General features: G+C 72.1%; 9 protein-coding genes. 3 read left to right on the plus strand and 6 right to left on the minus strand.

The annotated features are described in order from the left end of the window. Positions 1 to 30 precede the first annotated feature (30 nt). Complete coding sequence (locus tag AC08OJ_RS05360) at positions 31 to 1,443, plus strand: hypothetical protein (protein WP_476594228.1); 1,413 nt, start codon at positions 31 to 33, stop codon at positions 1,441 to 1,443. Between the two features lie 1,857 nt (positions 1,444 to 3,300). Here the strand turns inward: AC08OJ_RS05360 and AC08OJ_RS05365 are convergent. The 5 genes from AC08OJ_RS05365 to AC08OJ_RS05385 all read right to left on the minus strand — a co-directional run bounded on the left by AC08OJ_RS05365 (position 3,301) and on the right by AC08OJ_RS05385 (position 9,935). Next, positions 3,301 to 4,515 carry a glycosyltransferase family 4 protein gene (locus tag AC08OJ_RS05365; RefSeq protein WP_476595195.1) on the minus strand — a complete coding sequence of 405 codons (1,215 nt, stop codon included), beginning with the start codon at positions 4,513 to 4,515 and terminating at the stop codon, positions 3,301 to 3,303. A gap of 50 nt (positions 4,516 to 4,565) precedes the next feature. Continuing rightward, positions 4,566 to 6,185: a glycosyltransferase gene (locus tag AC08OJ_RS05370; RefSeq protein ID WP_476595196.1), complete on the minus strand. Its 1,620-nt coding sequence runs from the start codon at positions 6,183 to 6,185 to the stop codon at positions 4,566 to 4,568. Further along, entirely contained in the window at positions 6,182 to 7,600 is a 1,419-nt protein-coding gene (locus AC08OJ_RS05375; protein ID WP_476595197.1) for a glycosyltransferase family 2 protein, read from the minus strand. The genes AC08OJ_RS05370 and AC08OJ_RS05375 overlap by 4 nt, the downstream gene beginning before the upstream one ends. Continuing rightward, on the minus strand, positions 7,597 to 8,859 hold the full coding sequence (locus tag AC08OJ_RS05380) for an ABC transporter ATP-binding protein (protein WP_476593401.1): 1,263 nt from the start codon (positions 8,857 to 8,859) through the stop codon (positions 7,597 to 7,599). The genes AC08OJ_RS05375 and AC08OJ_RS05380 overlap by 4 nt, the downstream gene beginning before the upstream one ends. Before the next feature lie 119 nt (positions 8,860 to 8,978). Next, positions 8,979 to 9,935, minus strand: a complete 957-nt coding sequence (locus tag AC08OJ_RS05385) for an ABC transporter permease (protein ID WP_476593400.1) — start codon at positions 9,933 to 9,935, stop codon at positions 8,979 to 8,981. Between the two features lie 487 nt (positions 9,936 to 10,422). On the opposite strand from AC08OJ_RS05385, the gene AC08OJ_RS05390 reads away from it, so the two are divergent. Both AC08OJ_RS05390 and AC08OJ_RS05395 read left to right on the plus strand, forming a co-directional pair. Continuing rightward, positions 10,423 to 13,011: an HAD family hydrolase gene (locus AC08OJ_RS05390; protein WP_476595198.1), complete on the plus strand. Its 2,589-nt coding sequence runs from the start codon at positions 10,423 to 10,425 to the stop codon at positions 13,009 to 13,011. Then, the gene (locus tag AC08OJ_RS05395; protein ID WP_476593398.1) at positions 13,008 to 14,462 is read left to right on the plus strand and encodes a class I SAM-dependent methyltransferase; all 1,455 of its coding nucleotides are present in this window, start codon (positions 13,008 to 13,010) and stop codon (positions 14,460 to 14,462) included. The genes AC08OJ_RS05390 and AC08OJ_RS05395 overlap by 4 nt, the downstream gene beginning before the upstream one ends. Here the strand turns inward: AC08OJ_RS05395 and AC08OJ_RS05400 are convergent. Beyond that, positions 14,444 to 16,825 carry a WD40 repeat domain-containing serine/threonine protein kinase gene (locus AC08OJ_RS05400; RefSeq protein ID WP_476595199.1) on the minus strand — a complete coding sequence of 794 codons (2,382 nt, stop codon included), beginning with the start codon at positions 16,823 to 16,825 and terminating at the stop codon, positions 14,444 to 14,446. The genes AC08OJ_RS05395 and AC08OJ_RS05400 overlap by 19 nt on opposite strands. Positions 16,826 to 16,827: the final 2 nt, after the last annotated feature.

Below are 16,827 nucleotides of genomic sequence, written 5' to 3' on the forward strand. Positions count from 1 at the left end.
GTCGCCGCCGGGATCGCTGCCCGGGTCCTGATGATCGTCACCTACCCGCCCGCGCTGATGTACCTCGGGGATTCGGCGGCCTACCTCGACCAGGCATGGCGGGACATCTGGCCGGGCGACTGGCGGCCGTCGGGCTACCCGATGTTCCTGCGGATCCTCGACGGGCAGGCCCACCTGACGCGGGTCGTCGTCGTCCAGCACCTGCTCACGCTGGGCGCGGCGGTGGCGCTCTATGCGGTGGCGTTGCGGGTTGCTCGCCGGCCGTGGCTCGCCGCCCTCGCCGCCACCCCCGCCTTGCTCTCCCCGTGGGTGCTGGACCTCGGCCAGTTCGTCCTCGTCGACAGCCTGTTCGGGGTTCTCGTCTCGGTCGGCGTGGCGCTGCTCGCGTTACCGGGACGCCCTCGGCCCGTTGCCTGCGCCGCCGCCGGCCTGCTGCTCGGAGCCTGCCTGTGCGTGCGGACGGTGGGCTACGGCCCGCTGGCGGTCGGCCTGGTCGTCCTGCTCGGCACCGTGCTGGCCGACCGGCGGCGCGCGACTTCCCGAGCCGGGTCGGTTGCCGCTCCTCGGGCGGCCCGACCCGTCCTCGCCTTCGCGCTGGCCGCCGCCGCGCCGATCCTGGCCTACTCTGGGTGGAGCGCCTCGGCGGGAGGGGGCTTCGCCGTTTCCGCGCACTCCGGGTTCTTCCTGTACGGGCGGGTGGCGCCGTTCGCGGATTGTTCCGCGCTGTCGCGAGCGGACCTGCGCACCCTGTGCGACCCACGGCCGGTCGACCAGCGCGGTTCGCCGGTTCGCTACCTGTGGCCGGCCGACTCCCCTCTGCGCCAGGGGCACCGGCACATCCCACCGGGACGGGAGGACCTCGCGGCCGAGTTCGCGGGCGAGGTCGTGCGTGACCAGCCGTGGATGCTGGTGACGACGTCGGCCCGGTACCTCGTCGGCTATCTCTCCCCGGTCCGGCATGAGACGACGAAGACCTCGCGGGCGGATACCTGGGAACTGCCGTCCAGCGTGACCAACGTGCTGACCCCGGACGATCCGCATGCCGACGACGGCTATTTCGTCGCGACCGAGGTGCACAACCCCGCGGCGGGCTGGCTGGCCGTCTACTCCCGCCTGGCCTACGCTCCGATGCCGCTCGTCGGCCTGGGCCTGCTGGCGGGTCTCGCGGCAGTACTGCTCGAGGCCGTTCGCCGGGTGCGCAGGAGCGGGGTGACGGCAGCGTGGCTGGGGGGCGGGCGGCTGTTCTGGCTGGCCGCCGGGGCCGGCCTGTCGACCCTTGTGCTGTCCGCGCTGACCTCCGGATTCGACTACCGCTACCTCGCCGCGGTCATCGGGCCGATCGGATCGGCCGCGATCCTGGGCGTGGCCGGATTCGTTGCCGCGCTCCAAACCCGGACCGCCGGAGAGCGCCGGCCGCCGGATAACGGACCGCCGGACAGCTGACGCCAAGCGGACGATACCGTCGTATCCGCCAAACGATCGTCGCTGATGTTCGACGGGCTGACCGGCGTTGTGGCATGGTAGTCGGGGCGACACCGCCCGGCCGATGCTGAGAGGGTTGCCGACGTGCCTGGCGGGGATGCGTGGCAGGCGGTCGAAACCTCCACGCAGGTGCCTGGGACCGGTGCGGCGCCGGAGGCCTGGCGGGTGTCGGATCCGGGGCGGCGCTGGCTTGTGACCGGGGTGGTCGCGGCCGGCATGGTTTTCTCCGCGCTCGGCGTGCTCGTCGCCGCGGTCGTGCCTCCCTTCACCTCGGCCGACGAGGCACAGCACACCGCCTACGCGTTCGTCGTCGCCGACGGCTCGTTGCCCGTGCTCGACTCGCCCGTGCACTCCCGCATCCCGAGCATGCCGGGGCTGCCCGCCGACTGCGTGGTGTCGCCGCAGCAGGCGCGGGCCGCGGTGGCCTCCCACGTCGATCGGCTCTGCGGGGCGCGCCTCGGCCGACCACTGACGAATGTCGATCTCACCTACACCGCGAACCATCCACCGCTGTTCTACGCGGTCGAGGCCGTCCCGCTCCGGACGGGCGTCGCGCTGGATCATCCGCTGGTCGGTTTCCGGGCCGCCCGCCTTCTCAACGTGGCGTTCGGGATCACCGCGGTGATCGCGACCGCGGCGCTGGTCCGCGGTGTGCTGCCGGGGCGGCCCGGTGTCGCCGTCGGCGCGGCGGCGATCGTCGGCGTGGTCGGCATGTTCGTCCTCATCTCCGGCCAGGTCTACAACGACACCCTGGCGGTGGCGACCATTACCGGCCTGCTCGCGGTGGCCGTCGCGATCATCCGCCGGGGACCGGGACCGGGACCGGGACCGGGACCGGGGCCGCGGACTCTGGCGGCGCTGGCGGTGCTCGGCCCGGCCGCGGCGGCGAGTCGGGCCAGTGGCGCGTTGGCCGTCGCGGTGGTCGTCCCGGCTCTCGGTGCCGCCGTCTCGATGCGGACGTCCGGTGGCCGGCTGCGGCGAGCCGGGCGTGGCCTAATGGCCGCGGTCACGCTCGTCGCGCTGACTTTCGCCGCGACCGGCTGGTTCTACCTGCGTAACGTGCGCCGGTACGGCGATCCCACCGCCTCGGGCCGGGTCGCCGAGATGTTCCCGATCCGCGATGGGCGGACGTCGGCCTGGCAGGTATTACGTGACAGCGACTTCTGGTGGCACGCCTACCGCGGGTTCTTCGGACGTCCCGTCCTGCTGACCGGTCACGCCCGGACGATCGCCGTCGGGGTCGCGGTCGTGACCGGCGCGGGCCTGGTGGCGGCGGGGGTTCGGGTCCTGGGCGCCCGGCTGCGGACCGCTGCACGCCCGGCCGCCCGGATCGCGGGTACCACCGAGGCCCGGCCGGTGGACGACGGGGTGGACGACGGGGTGGACGACGGGCACTCCGAGGCGGATCCGCCGGGAGGCCGGCTGGCCGGCAGCGTCGTCATCGGCCTTCTGCTCACCCTGCACTGCCTGCTCGTCGTCGCCACCCTGGTGGGATACGTCGCCGTCGGAGGCGCGCCGTTCACCCGGTACCTGCTGCCGATGCTGCCGATCCTCGCCTTCGTCGTCGCGGCCTGCTGCGGGTCGTTGCCGCTGGGCCGCCGCGGCCTGCCGACGGTCGCGGTCGTCGCCGCGCTGGCGGCGCTCACCGTGGTCATGCTCATCCGTGACCTGGCATTCAAGCGGCCCGCGCTCGCCCCGCTGGCGAACCTGGACCGGCTGCGGGCCGCCTGGGACCAGACGGCCCCGGGCCCGCCCGACCTCGGGCTGTCGTGCCTGGCGGGATGGGCCGTTCTCGGCGGTGTCCTGCTCGTTGTCGCGTTATGGAAGCTCGGTGACCCGGCGGTAGACGGCCGCGGTGAGCTGCGCGGTGCGCCGCCAGGTGAACGTGCGGGCGTGCGCCCGGCCGGCGTCGGTGTCGCCGGGGGAGTCGAGCAGCTCCAGGATCGCCTCGGCGAGGTCGTCAGCGAACGAGTCGCGGTCGGTCTGCCGAACGAGCCGCACCGGACTGCTGGGCCGGGTGATGGCCCGTCCGGGGGCCTGGCCAGGGATCCGGCCGGCGGGGGCGGCGACGTCGACGAGAGCGGCGGTGACCTCCCGCACGGTCGGGATGTCGGCGGCGACCACCGGAGTCCCGGCGGCGAGCGCCTCCAAGGGGGGTAGACCGAAGCCCTCGTACCGGGACGGGAAGCACAGCACGCTCGCTCCGGCGACGGTCGTCCGCAGCGCCTCGCTGTCGAGGTAACCGGCGGCGACGACGGCGTCGGACGGCAGGTTCGCCAGGTCCAGCGCCGGTCCCCACCCCGGAGGCCCGACGAGCACCAACGGCGGAGCGTCGATTTTCGCCGCGTGCAGTCGGCGGACCGCCTCCAGCAGCGCCGGGAGGTTCTTGCGGGGCTCCACCGAACCGACGAACAGCAGGTACCGCTCGGGCAGGCCACGGGCCCTGCGCCAGGCGAGGCTCGGCTTCGCTGTGGTGAACCAGGCGTCGTCGACGCCGAGCGGCGTCGGGGTCACCAGTGCGGGGTCGAGCCGGTAGGCCGTCACCACCTCGTCGGCCACCGCGCGGCTGGGCGTCAGCACGGCGGACGCCCGGCGCAGGCCGCGGGGGACCAGATCGCTGTAGCGGGCGGACGCCCCCGTCACCGTGTCCGGGGTACGCAGGTAGGACAGGTCATGGATGGTCAGCACACCGCGGGCCCGGCGCAGGGGTGGAAGGACGAAGTTCGTCGCGTGCATGACGTCGGCGGGGCCGGTGAGCCACTCGACGGGCGGGTACTCCGAGCGGGCCCAGGCGTCCTGCAACAGCCGGGCCGGTGCCCGCCGGGCCGCCGTTCGCACCCCGGCCGGCAGCGCGCCCGGGAGCTCGCCCAACCCGCGCCAGGTGAACGCCGTCGCCGCGAGTTCCCACCCGGCCCCGGCTTCCCGCCCGGGCTCGGTGGCGAGCCGGGCGAGCCCGGTCAGCAGATGCTCGGTGTAACGGCCGACCCCGGTGCGTTGCCCGAGCAACGGCGTGCCGTCCAGCACGACCCTCATGCCGGGATCACCCCCTCCTTTCCGGGAGTGCCACGCCACACCGCGCCGCTTCACCGCTCGTACAGCCCGTGCCGGGTGGCGATCTTCCGCCACTGCCGCGCGAACGCCGCATCGGAGAAGATCTGGGCGCGTTCGATCGCCGCGGCGGCGAGCCGACCGCGCAGACCGTCCTCGGCGGCGAGCCGGCGAGTGAAGGAGGCAACCTGCTCCGGGCCGGTCCATCGGTAGCCGTCGACCCCGTGCCGGACGATTTCTCGCTGGCCGGCCCGATCGATGACGACGGGAACGCAGCCCCCGGCCATCGCCTCGACGGTGGTCATCCCGAAGTGCTCCGCCGTCCAGGGACGCCGGTCGTCGTCCTCGCCGTACCCGGTGGCCGACCAGAACACCGAGCTGGTCGAGAGCAGCCGTTCGACCTCGGCGCGCGGGGCGTTGGGATGGATCTGCACCGGCAGCCCCGCGCCGGCCGCCCGGACCTGCTCCAGGTAGGGCAGTTGAGAGTCCTCACAGCCGCCGACGACGTGCATCGTCCAGTCGGGCAGGTCGCCCGCGCGGTACAGGTCGCCGAACCACTGCACCATCTCTAGCTGTCGCTTGGCGTGGCCGAGGCCGGGGGCGAAGAACCGGCCGACGGTGACGACGGCCTTCTCCCGCCGCGGCGCCGGATGCAGCCGTTCCACCTGGATGGGGGGGAACAGCAGGTCGGCGTCGCGCTTCCACAACCGGCGGATCCAGCCGCGGGTGAACCGCGAGTTGGCCATGACCACGTTGTAGCCGTCGAGGTAGCCGAGGTCGGCCGGGTCCCGCAGCAGCCAGGGGAAACGCAGCGGGAGCCGGGCGATCGGCCCCTCGCCACCGTCGGTGACCCGGGGCCGGCTCACCGCCACGCCGAGTTCGCGCACGTCTGCCGCGCCCGGCGAGAACGCGTCACTGACCAGGGTGAGCTCGGTACCGTTCGCCGACGGCGGCAGCGATACCTCGAACGGGGTGAAGTCGGTGCCGATCTGCAGCTTGGCCAGCACGCTGCCGTCGGCGTCGAGGAGGCGCAAGGCCGTGCCGACGGGCGTGCCGGGCCGGCCGATATCGGCGCGCAGGGTGCGCCGCTCGCCCGGGCTGACAGCGAGGATTCCCGCCCCGTTCGTCCAGGTCCACTGCCGGCGGCGGCCGCCCTCCGGCGGGTACCAGCCCTGGCCGAAGCTCACCGCCGGGCGAACCCCGCGCAGCAGCGGCCCGGCCGTGCGGACCGCGGCCTTACGCCAGGCCGCCATGTCGTGGTCGAATGGCGTCGGGAAGAAGCACAGGTACGCCGAGTGGCGGGCTTTCGGCATGATTCGGCTCATGTACGAACCGTTCACGAACAGGTCGTAGCGCCCGGAGAGGACGGCGATGGCCTCCTCGCCCCGGTCCGGCAACCGCACGTACCGGCAGCCGGCGAGATCCAGCCCGAGATGCTCGCCGAGCGCCGCGAGGTCGACCTCGGAGTGCCCGAGGAGGTCGACCGCGGCGCCCTCGGCGGCCAGTACCTGGGCGATCATGCCGTTGTGGCGTTCCCCGCCGCCCATGGAGTGCCAGAACCGGTTGTAGACCGCCGCCCGCACCCCGCCGACCGGTCGGTCGCCCTCGGCCGGTGCGTCGCCGGCCGGTTGGCCGGCTCTCGCGGGATCGTTCATCGGGACACCAGCCAGCTCTGCAGGCTCGCCCGCCGTTGCGCGGCGCTGCGCCCGATCTCGCGCCGGGCCCGCAGCATGTCGGGCAGCAGCCGCAGGTAGGAGCCGTACACTCGCAGCCGCAGCAGGGTCGGTCGGATCGCGGGTCGGCTGCGCGCGCGCTGTGCCTGGCGCAGCGTGCGCACCGCGATCGAGACCGTGGTCAGCGGGTAGCGGATCACGGCGGCCAGCGCCATCGGCGCGGTCGCGTCCTTGGTGAGCATCAGCAGCCGGTTGCGGTCGGTGTGGAAGACGAACAGCGGTGACCATTCGACGCTCGACGCCGAGTGGATGTGACGCAGCACCGCCCCCGGGACGTAGCGGATGCCGTACCCGCGGGCCCGGATCCGCCAGGACAGGTCGGTGTCCTCGTAGTAGAGGAAGAACGCGTCGTCGAACCAGCCGAGCTCGTGGCCGAGCGGCGAGCGGATCGCCATCCCGTTCCCGCAGGCGGTGAACACGTCCTCCGGCTGGTCGAACTGGCCGGCGTCGACCTGCTGGTAACCGCGGTCGGCACCGTAACCGTCGGTCAGGACGATGCCGCCGACGTTGTTGATGACGTCCACCCGCGGCGCCTCACCGCCGACGGTCAGCGACACCGTCGTCGACTCGGGGCCCACCGCGAGGTCCGCCCGCCCTCCGGCCGACGTGCCCATCGGGCCGTCCCAGCTCAGGGTGACCTGTTTGCGCGATTCCGCAGCCCAGGTGAACCCGAGGGTGACCGGGCCGCCGTCGGGGATCGGCACGCACAGTTCGTCGTCCCCTCGGGTCCAGAAGTACGGCGAGCCGCTCGGTCCCTCGGCACCGTAGGTGAGTTTCTCCCAGAGCACCTCGCGCAGCGCCTCGCGCCCGTTCACCGTCACCGAGGACACCCGCACTCCCAGCTCGCGGGAGTCGTGCGGACCCGGGACGAAGGTCGGCGTGTGCAGCCTGATCCGCAGGAACCGGGGGAGGAAGACGACCTTGCCGGTGGTGGCGCCGAGATGCCGGCCGCCGGGCTCGTCGAACGGCGCCAGCAGCGCGGCGATCCAGGTGGGCTCGGGGATCGCGTCGTTGTTCACCAGGACCGCGAAGGGCGTCGTGACCTGGCGCAGCGCCAGGTTGTTGCCGCCGGCGAAACCGAGGTTGCGCTCCGCGGGCACCACGCGTACCCAGGGGTAGCGCTCGGCGAGCAGCTCCCGTGAGCCGTCGGACGAGGCGTTGTCGACTACCCAGGTTTGGTAGGCGAAATCCGCCTCCTGCTTGGCGATGCCGTCCAGGCAGGCCGGGAGGAGATGTGCGCCGTTCCAGTTGACGATCACGATGGTCGCCAGCGGCTCGGCGGTCTTCGACTCGGCGGCCGATCCCGCCGCCGGCCGGGTCGGGCGTTCCTCGCTCATCCGCGCAACCTCGCATCGTAGTCGACCTTGAGCAGTCCGTCCGCCTGCGCACCACCGACGCCGAACAGCTCCTCGAACCGGCGGGTGGTGACCGGGGCGCCGGTGGCGGCGTCCGAGACGTGCACCTTCACCGCGAAGGCGCCGAGCAGTTCGGGCAGGCGTGGTACCGAGAAGTCGACGATGTGGCGGCCCGGCCCGATAGCGAGCCCGCCGGGTGGCGTCTCCATCATCCAGATCGGTACCTCGCTCTGGCCGACGATGTAGGTGTGCAGGTACATGTGCTCGGGGGCACCCTCGGTGACGTCGAACTCGACGCTGACGGTGAGAGACTCGCCGGGGCCGTACTGCACGGTAGGCAGTCCGCCCGGCTTGTGGCTGAAGGTGACCGACTCCGGCCTGACCGTGGCGTACTGGTAGGAGACCGGTTCCCCCGCGGGCAGGCTGCCCAGCTTCTGCCGCAGCAGTTTGGTACCCACGGCCGGCGGGCCGTCGAAGAACAGCGACCCGGACTCCAGGACCAGGATGCGATCGCACATGTTCTCGATGAGGTCGAGGGAGTGCGTCACGAACAGGATCGTGCGGCCCTGCGCCCGGAATTCGGCGATCTTGGCCAGGCACTTGCGCTGGAACGCCTCGTCCCCGACGGCCAGGACCTCGTCGACGAGCAGCACGTCCGGGTCGACGTGCACGGCGACGGCGAAGCCGAGGCGGACGTACTGGCCCGACGAGTAGTGCTTGACATCATCGTCGATCTTGTGGCGCAGCTCGGAGAAGTCGACGATGGAGTCGAAGAGCTGATCGATCTCCCGTTTGGACAGCCCGAGCAGGGACGCGTTGAGGTAGACGTTGTCCCGGCCGGAAAGCTCGCCGTTGAACCCGGCACCGAGTTCGAGCAGCGAGGCGATCCGACCGTGCACCGCGACCCGTCCGTCCGTCGGGCGCAGGATCCCGGCGAGCACCTTGAGCAGCGTCGACTTGCCCGAGCCGTTCGCACCGGCGAGACCGACCGTCTGGCCTCGCCCGATCGTCACGTCGATGTCGCGCAGTGCCCAGAAGTCGTCCCCGGCGGGGCCGCCCCGACGGACGAACCGTTCCTTCAGACTGGTCGCCCGGTTGTGGTAGGAGACGAATTTCTTGCTCACTCCGGCGGCCTCGATCACCACGGGCGCCTCGCGCGCCGGGCCGGGTGGCGCGGCGGCCTCCCTGCCTTCGGGCGGGGCGGCGGGGCTCGGCGGGTACGCGGACGAGTGTCGGGCCACTACTGCTACTCCTTGCTGGCCGCCTGCGGACGTCCCATCATGATCGCACCGCGGTCGGCGTGCTGGCTCCCGGGGCCTTCGGCGGGCGACGAGGACAGGGCCGGTCCGCCACGGGCCGACTACAGATCCTCGGCGAAGTCCGCCTGCAGGGCGCGGAACACGTGCAGCCCCAGCCACAGCAGGACGAGGGAGATCACCCCGGCGACGGCGAGATGTTCCAGGTAGAACGTGTATCCCGGGTTCGCCAGGATGGGGGCGGAACCCGTCGAGTTACCCGGGGGTGGATCGTAGATCGCCCGCTGGAACGTGATGACCACGACGGCCATCGGGTTGAGCAGGTACACCCAGGTCAGGTCGGCCAACCTGTTCTGGATGAGGCCGAAGGCGTACACCATGGGATTCAGCCAGAACCAGGCGAGCAGCGCCACGTCGAGCAGATGGGCGGTGTCGCGGTAACGCACGTTGAGCGCGCTGACCAGCAGGGACAGCGCCACGGTGAAGGTGAGGGCGACGGCTCCGGCCGGGACGAGCAGCAGCAGCTCGGGGCCGAGCAGGCTGTAGCCGAGCGCGAGGATCACCACGAACAGGACCAGCAGCTGCAGCAGGAAGTGCACCGCGGCGAAGCCGACCGCCGACAGGGGGAGCACGGCGAGGGGAAAGCGGACTTTCTTGACGAGGTTCGCGTTCGCCACGACGCTGCCGCAGGACGCGGACACGCTGCCCGAGAAGGCGTTCCAGACGAGCAGTCCGGACATCAGGTAAATACCGAAGCGGGGGATTCCTGATTTCAGCACGATCTGGAACACGAAGGTATACACGACGAGAAGGAGCATGGGATTCGCCAGTGACCAGGCGAATCCCAGCGTCGATCCCTTGTATTTGATCTTGAGATCCTTGCGGATGAGATTGCGCAGCAGTTCCCAGCGCACCCTCGTCTGGGCCCGGCTGCGACGGGCCAGCCGACTCGAGTCCAGCGCGTGATGGTGCTCCGGCCCGGGCGGACCGGTCTCCGGCTCCGGGGCGGACGGAGCCATCGGCGCCCCCGCCGGCAGCGCGGCGTCAGCCAGATGTGACACGGCCCGCCCTCCCCGTCTCCCGAATGCGCGGGTACCGCTCGCCGCCATGGCGCGACTGGAGCTGCACCTGTCCGCTCCTCCTCGACACTCTGGCTCGACACTCCGGGGACCTGAACACTACCGAGACCGAGGCGTCCCTGGTTCGTCCCACGTCCAAGCGGGTTCCGCGACCCGGCCGGCCGTCTTTCCGGCTACCGAGAGTATCGCCCTGCTTACGGATGAATAATCAATGGTGTATAGGGTCGAACTGGCCCGCTTCTCGTCAGAATCGGACGGTACCGTGCCATCGCCGGGCGGGCGACGCCACCCACTCCGGTGGCCGACGGCCAGAGCACGGTTCATAGTATTGATCCGTCCATCTGGCTTCGGCCGGCCGGGGCCGCGCGGGAGAATCCCGACGCACGCCGGCCGTCGTGGCTGACCCGGCGGAGGCGGTCGTAACCGGCCGCATGGAGCGGTCGTAACCGGCCGCACGGAGAGGACGGTCGTGTTCACCGACGTCCGGCTACGCGAAGTGTGGTCGCACCTGGAGTCGGGCGGGGCACAGGCCCTGACTCTGGATGTCTTCGACACCCTCCTGTGGCGCATGGTGCCAGAGCCCGCCCATGCCTTCGTGCTGTTGGGCCGGCGGCTCGCGGACGCGGGCCACCTGCCCGCCAGCGTCTCCCCGGGCGAGTTCGCCTGGCTGCGGGTCCACGCCGAGCAGCTGGCCCGCCTGCACGCCAGGGCCACCCGCGGTACCCATGAGGTGCGGCTGGACGAGATCTGGCAGCTGCTGCTGCCGGCGCTGCCCGGTGCCCTCGGCGTCCAGGACCTCCTGGACGCCGAGGTCGCGGTCGAACGCGAGCTCTGCCGCGCCGACCTCGCCGTGGTGGAGCTCGCCGAGCTCGCCATGACGAAGCTCGGCCTGCCGGTCTACCTGCTGTCCGACACGTACTTCTCGGCCGGCCAGCTCGAACGGCTGCTGAACCGGCCGGAGCTGGCCGGCGTGCCCTTCACCCACATCTTCACCTCCTCCGACGCGGGGACGTCGAAGAGCGACGGGCTGTTCCAGCACATGCTCGCCGCGTCGAACCTGCAGCCGTCCCGGGTCGTGCACCTTGGCGACCACCCCGTCGCCGACGTCGAGGGTGCCCGCGAGCACGGGCTTGTCGCCATCCATTACCCGAAGTACTCCGGGGCGCTGGAGCAGACCCTCGAGCTCGAGGGTCTGCGTAAGGCGCCGAGCGACGACCTCCCGATCGACCCGGTGGACGGCGACTACGGGATGACCGCGTTGCGGGCCCGGTCACTGCACCGTGCCGACGCCCTCGCGGTCCCCGCGGGGCTGCGCCGGTACTGGGAGGCCGGCGCGACGGTCTTCGGGCCGGTCTTCACCGGTTTCGCGGAGTGGGCCGTGGAACGGGCCCGTGACTTCGGCGCCGACCACATCCACTGCCTGATGCGGGAGGGTGACTTCCTTTCCCGCCTGCTCGTCGGTCCCGGCGAGGATGTCGGGGTCACCATTTCGACGCTGTGGGCGTCGCGGCAGGTGTGCGCGCTGGCCAACGTCTTCGAGGGCAACCCCGAGGAGCTCAGGAGCTTCCTGGTCCGTCGGCACGCGCCGAGTGTGGGGCAGCTGCTGCGCCAGCTCGGGGTCCGGCTGGAGAACGTCGCCGGCATCTCGGCGCTGGCCGACCGCCGCCTCGACGTGCCCGGCCTGCTCGACGACACCCTCGAGGCGCTCTGTTCCGATGAGCGGATCCGCAGCGAGATCGTGCTGACCGCGTCCCGCCTGCGTGAGCGTTACGTGCGCTACCTCGACAGCCAGCTACCCGAGAGCGGCCGGGTCGTCTTCCTCGACCTGGGCTGGGGCGGGACCATCCAGGCGCTGCTCACCCGGCTGCTCGCCTCCACCGGCCGCGGGCTGGACATCCTCGGCCTGTACCTGGCTACGAACCAGGCGGCGATGACGCACCGGTTGGCCGGTCTGGAGCTGGAGGGATATCTTGCGACAAGCGGTCAGCCCGAGACCCTGGCGAACCAGCTCATGCGTAGCCCCGAGGTACTCGAGCAGCTCTGCATGCCCGACGTCGGGTCACTGGTCTCCTTCGACGAGATGGGTAATCCGGTGCTCAGCATCGACCGGACCTCGCGGACGCAGGTCGCCCAGCGAGCCGCCGTCCAGGACGGCGTCCTGGCCTTCCAGCGGGAATGGCTGCGTTACCGGCGCTCGGAGACCCCGATGCCGTCGCTGGCCTGCGCCGGGGCGCGCCAGGCGGGACTGCGGACGCTGACCCGCTTCGTCGCCCGGCCGACCGCGGTGGAGGCCGCGGCCTTCGGTGCCTGGGCGCACGACGACAACTTCGGCTCCGACGCCACCGAGGGCCTGCTGCCGCCGGAGCTGGTCCGCCGGATGCCGTACCTCACCCCGGCCGACATCGACCGGATCTCCATGCGTGAGCTCTACTGGCCCGCCGGGGTGGCCGGGGTCGCGAACCGGCCGCTGGCGGTGATCAGCGGGCTGGCCGCCGCCGCGGGCATCCCGCCGGAGGAGGTCTCGCCCGAGGCCGCCGCGGGGCCCGTGGAGGTCTACATCGACACGGGCGGGGACTTCGTCAATGGTCCGAAGGAGACGGCGGTCACCCGGTCGGCCCGCGACGGCCTGTCGATCGTCCGGCTCAGCCTGGAGGCGGTCGGGGCACGCCGGATCCGCATCGACCCGGCGGGTCGGCGCGGTCTGCTCCGCCTGGACTGGCTGACGCTGTCCTTTCATATCAACAACACCCCAGAGCCGGACAAGATAACCATCACCTCGCTGGACGATTCCGCCCAGCGGCTCGCACTCCTCGGCGGCCGGCTGCTCCAGCCGAACCTGGTGGAGATCACCGGGGACGACCCACAGTTCGTCTACACGATCGACCTCGCCACGCAGCCGCAGCTCGCCGGGGTCTACGCCCTCGACGTCGAGCTGGCGTTCGGCTGGATGGGCATCCGGGGTGATCCGCTGGCTCTGCCCGCGGCGGAGCCCGCCCGCGACGGCCTGCCGCTGCGGGCGGCCCGCAAGATCCGGCGCGAGCTCGGGGGACCGCGGTGACGGACCGCCCGGACTCAGAGCGCAGCGAGGTTCGGGACAGTTTCGCCGAGCTCGCCGCCGTCGCCGCCGGAATGGACGCGGGAACGGACCTCGAGGCCCGACCGGGCACCGGACCAGGCACCCGACCGGGCACCGGACCAGGCACGGCGCTCACCCGGCAGAGCGATCACGCCGTCGAGGTCGGGGACGCCGCCGAACCCACGCTGGCGCCCCTGCTCCTGCACTCCCTGTCCGATCTGCGCGAGATCTGGGTGCCGCTGCTGGAGGCGTCCGGGGCGCGCAGCATCGCGGAGATCGGTTCCGAGAGCGGGGTCACCACCTCGCTCCTCGTCGACCTGCTGCGCCGTGGCGGTGGCGGGCGGTTAGTGGTCATCGATCCCGAGCCCGGGGTGTCGCCGGCCTCCGGCGGGGGCCTCGACGTGCACGTGATCCGGGGGCACAGCCCGCAGGCGCTCGACGGCCACGCGCCGACCGACGCCTACCTCATCGACGGGGACCACAACTACGCCACCGTGCACGGCGAGCTCACCGAGATCGACCGCGCGGTCACCTTGTTCGGCCGGTCCTACTTTCCCCTGGTGATCCTGCACGACGTCGGCTGGCCGGCCGGCCGGCGCGACCAGTACTACAACCCCGACCGCATTCCCGAGGACGCCCGGCAGTCGCACTCGTGGGACGTCGGTGTCGAGATCGACAACAGGGAGACGGTTCCCGGGGGATTTCGGGGCATGGGAGCCTTTGCCTGGGCGCTGACCGAGGGCGGTCCGCGTAACGGGGTGCGCACGGCCGTCGAGGACTTCGTCGCCGACCACCCCGACCTGCGTTTCTTCACCGTGGCACCGATCTTCGGGTTGGGCGTGGTGATCGACCGGCGGGCTCCCTGGGCGCGTCGCGTCGCCGACCTGCTCACTCCGTGGGTGTCCAACCGGTTACTTTCCCGCCTGGAACGCAACCGCATCGACCTCTACCTGCACGTCCTGCGGTTGCAGGACACCGCGGCCGCGGTCGCCCGGGCGCGGCAGCGGGAGTGGGCGCGCCTGGACGACGAGCGCAGCCGGCTCGCGGCGATCGCGCTTGAGCACCTGCACCGCATCGCCCAGCTCGAGCAGGAGGTCGCCGAGCTCCGCCGGCACGAGCAGGAACGCGAGGAGCGGTGGGCCCAGAGCCACTGGGCGGCCGCGGACGTCGACGAGCCCAAGCTGATGCAGGTCGCGCGGATCGCGAACTCGGTGCTGCGGTCCCGGCTGAGCACCACCGGACAGGACCGCCTGGCGAGGGTGCAGACGCGGATCGCCGAGAGCGGTGTCGCGGGTCGTGGCGCCCTGCCCGCTCTGCGGCGCCGCTCGGCCGCCCCGGCGCCACCCCCGCCGGCAGCGCCGCCGGGCACGCGGCGACCGCCGTGGGACCGGACCTCGGACCGGACCTCGGGTGGTCAGCAGACCGGTTGGTAGGGCACGTCCGAGATGTGGCGCTGCCATTCGGCATCGGTGATCTGCTTCGACGGGTCGGCGCACGCGGCGGCGATCAGGTCGGCGTCACCGATCCGGCTGATGCGCACGGTGTAGTCGTCGCTTGCCGTGGCGATGCCCTGGCTGTCCGGTGTCCACGCCAGGGCCTGGACCCAGTCCCCGTGCCCGGTGATGGTGCCGATCGCCGGCTGCCGGCCCGGTTCGGTGACATCCCACAGGTGCACCGTGGTGTCCCAGCCCGCGGTGGCCAGGGTCCTGCCGTCCGGGCTGAACGCCACGTCGAACACCCATTTCTCGTCGGCAGGGAAGGAGGCGGTGGCCGCCGGCCGGGACGGGTTGGTGATGTCCCAGATTCGGGCCGTACCGTCATAGGCGCCCGTGGCGAGGCGCCGGCCGTCCGGGCTGAAGGCGACCGCCCACACGTAGTCGGTGTGCGCGGTGATGGCCGTGAGCGGTCGCGGCCGGCGCGGATCGGTGACGTCCCACAGCCGGGCCGTCCGGTCGGCGCTGGCGGTCGCCAACAGGTGACCGTTCGGGCTGAATGCGACCTCGTTCACCCAACTGGTGTGGCGGTCGAGCACGGACAGTTGACTGGGGCGGCGCGGATCGGTGACGTCCCACAGCCGGGCCGTGTTGTCATAGCCCGAGGTGGCGAGTACCTTCCCGTCCGGGCTGAACGCGGCGTCGAGCACCCAGCCGTTGTGCCCGAGGATGACGGAGAGTTCGACGGGGCGGCGCGGATCGCTGAGGTTCCACAGGATCACCGACCGGTCGTAGCTGACCGTGGCGAGCAGCCGTCCGTCCGGGCTGAACGCCGCGTCGAGCGTCCACGAGGTGTGCCTGGCCAGGGTGGCGAGCTTCACCGGATGGGAACGCGCGGAGATGTCCCACAGCTGGACGAGGTTGTCGGCACCGGTCGAGGCCAGCAGGCGCCCGTCCCGGCTGATGTCCATACCGAGCGCCGACTGCGTGTGCCCGTCGAGCACCGTCGCCGTCGCGGCGGCGAAGGAGGTGCGCAGCCCGGCGCGGGCCTCCCACACCGGGCTGATGCGGTAGGCCGCCAGGGACAGCCGGGCGGCCAGGTCCGCATCAGAGTTGCGGACGGCCTCGGCGGCCAGAGCGACGCGAGCGGCCGTCTCCTCCCGGCTCGGCCGCCGGTCACTGCCGGTGGTGAGCGCGAATGGCATGAGGGCCGCGATGAGCAGGACCGCGAGGACCGGGGCGGCCAGCAGCGCGACGCGGCGCCAGTTCCACCGGCCGCGGTCCCGTGCCGACGGGTCGACGGGCGGCCCGGCGCCGACCGGCTCGCCCGAGGCAGACCCGCCCGGATCAGGGTCGACGGGCGTGAAGCCCCGGTTCGCCCTGCCTCCGGTCGCCGCTAGCCCGGTGGGTTCGTCCCCGGTCTCGTCACGACCCGCGCCGGGCGGTCCCTCCAACTCGGCCTCGGTGGGCGGATCCGATCTCTGTCCGGGCGCGGAGCGGTCCGGGTCGGTCCGTTGCGGGGGCGCGGGCATCGATGCCCCGGCACGGATGACGCGGGTCACCTCCGGGTCGGGATGCGTGGTCGGGCCCATTCCGACCAGACGCAGGAACAGTTCCTGGGCACTCGGCCGGGTGGCCGGGTCCTTGCGCATGGCCTCTTCGACGATCGGCCGCAGGGCTGGAGCGAGACCGTCGAGCAGTGGTTCGCGGTGTACGACGCGGTAGAGCTGCACCGGCGTCGGCCCGTCCCCGAAGGGGAAGGAGCCGGTGCCCGCATAGGTCACCAGGCCACCCCATGCGAAGACGTCCGCCGCCGCCGTCACCGGCTCGCCGTTGGCCTGCTCCGGGGCCATGAACGCCGGTGTACCGATCCGCTGGATCTCCTGGCTGAGCATCGTCGGGGCGTCCAGCGCCCGGGCGATGCCGAAGTCGATGACGCGGGGGCCCAAGGCTGAGAGCAGCACGTTGGACGGCTTGAGATCACGGTGTACGAGGCCGGCGCCGTGGATGGCGGTCAGCGCCGCGGCCACGCTGACCGCGACGCGCTCCAGGTCGGCCGACCGCAGTGGGCCGGCCGCGGCCACCGTCTGGGCGAGGGTGAGGCCGTCGATGTACTCGGTGATGAGGTAGGGCCGCCCGCCCGGCGGATCGACGACATCGAGTACCTCGGCGGTGCAGAAGCGGGCGACCCGGCGCGCGATGTCGGCCTCCCGGCGGAACCGGGCCCGGAACTCGGGCACCCGGGCCAGGTCAGGTCGAATGACCTTGACCGCGACGAGCCGGCCGGCGTACTCGGCGACGTCCGGCCTGCTCCGCCCGAGGAAGACGGTCCCCATCCCGCCCTCCCCGAGGCGCCCCAGCAGCG

It is taken from the genome of Frankia sp. CgKIO3, from assembly GCF_977946435.1.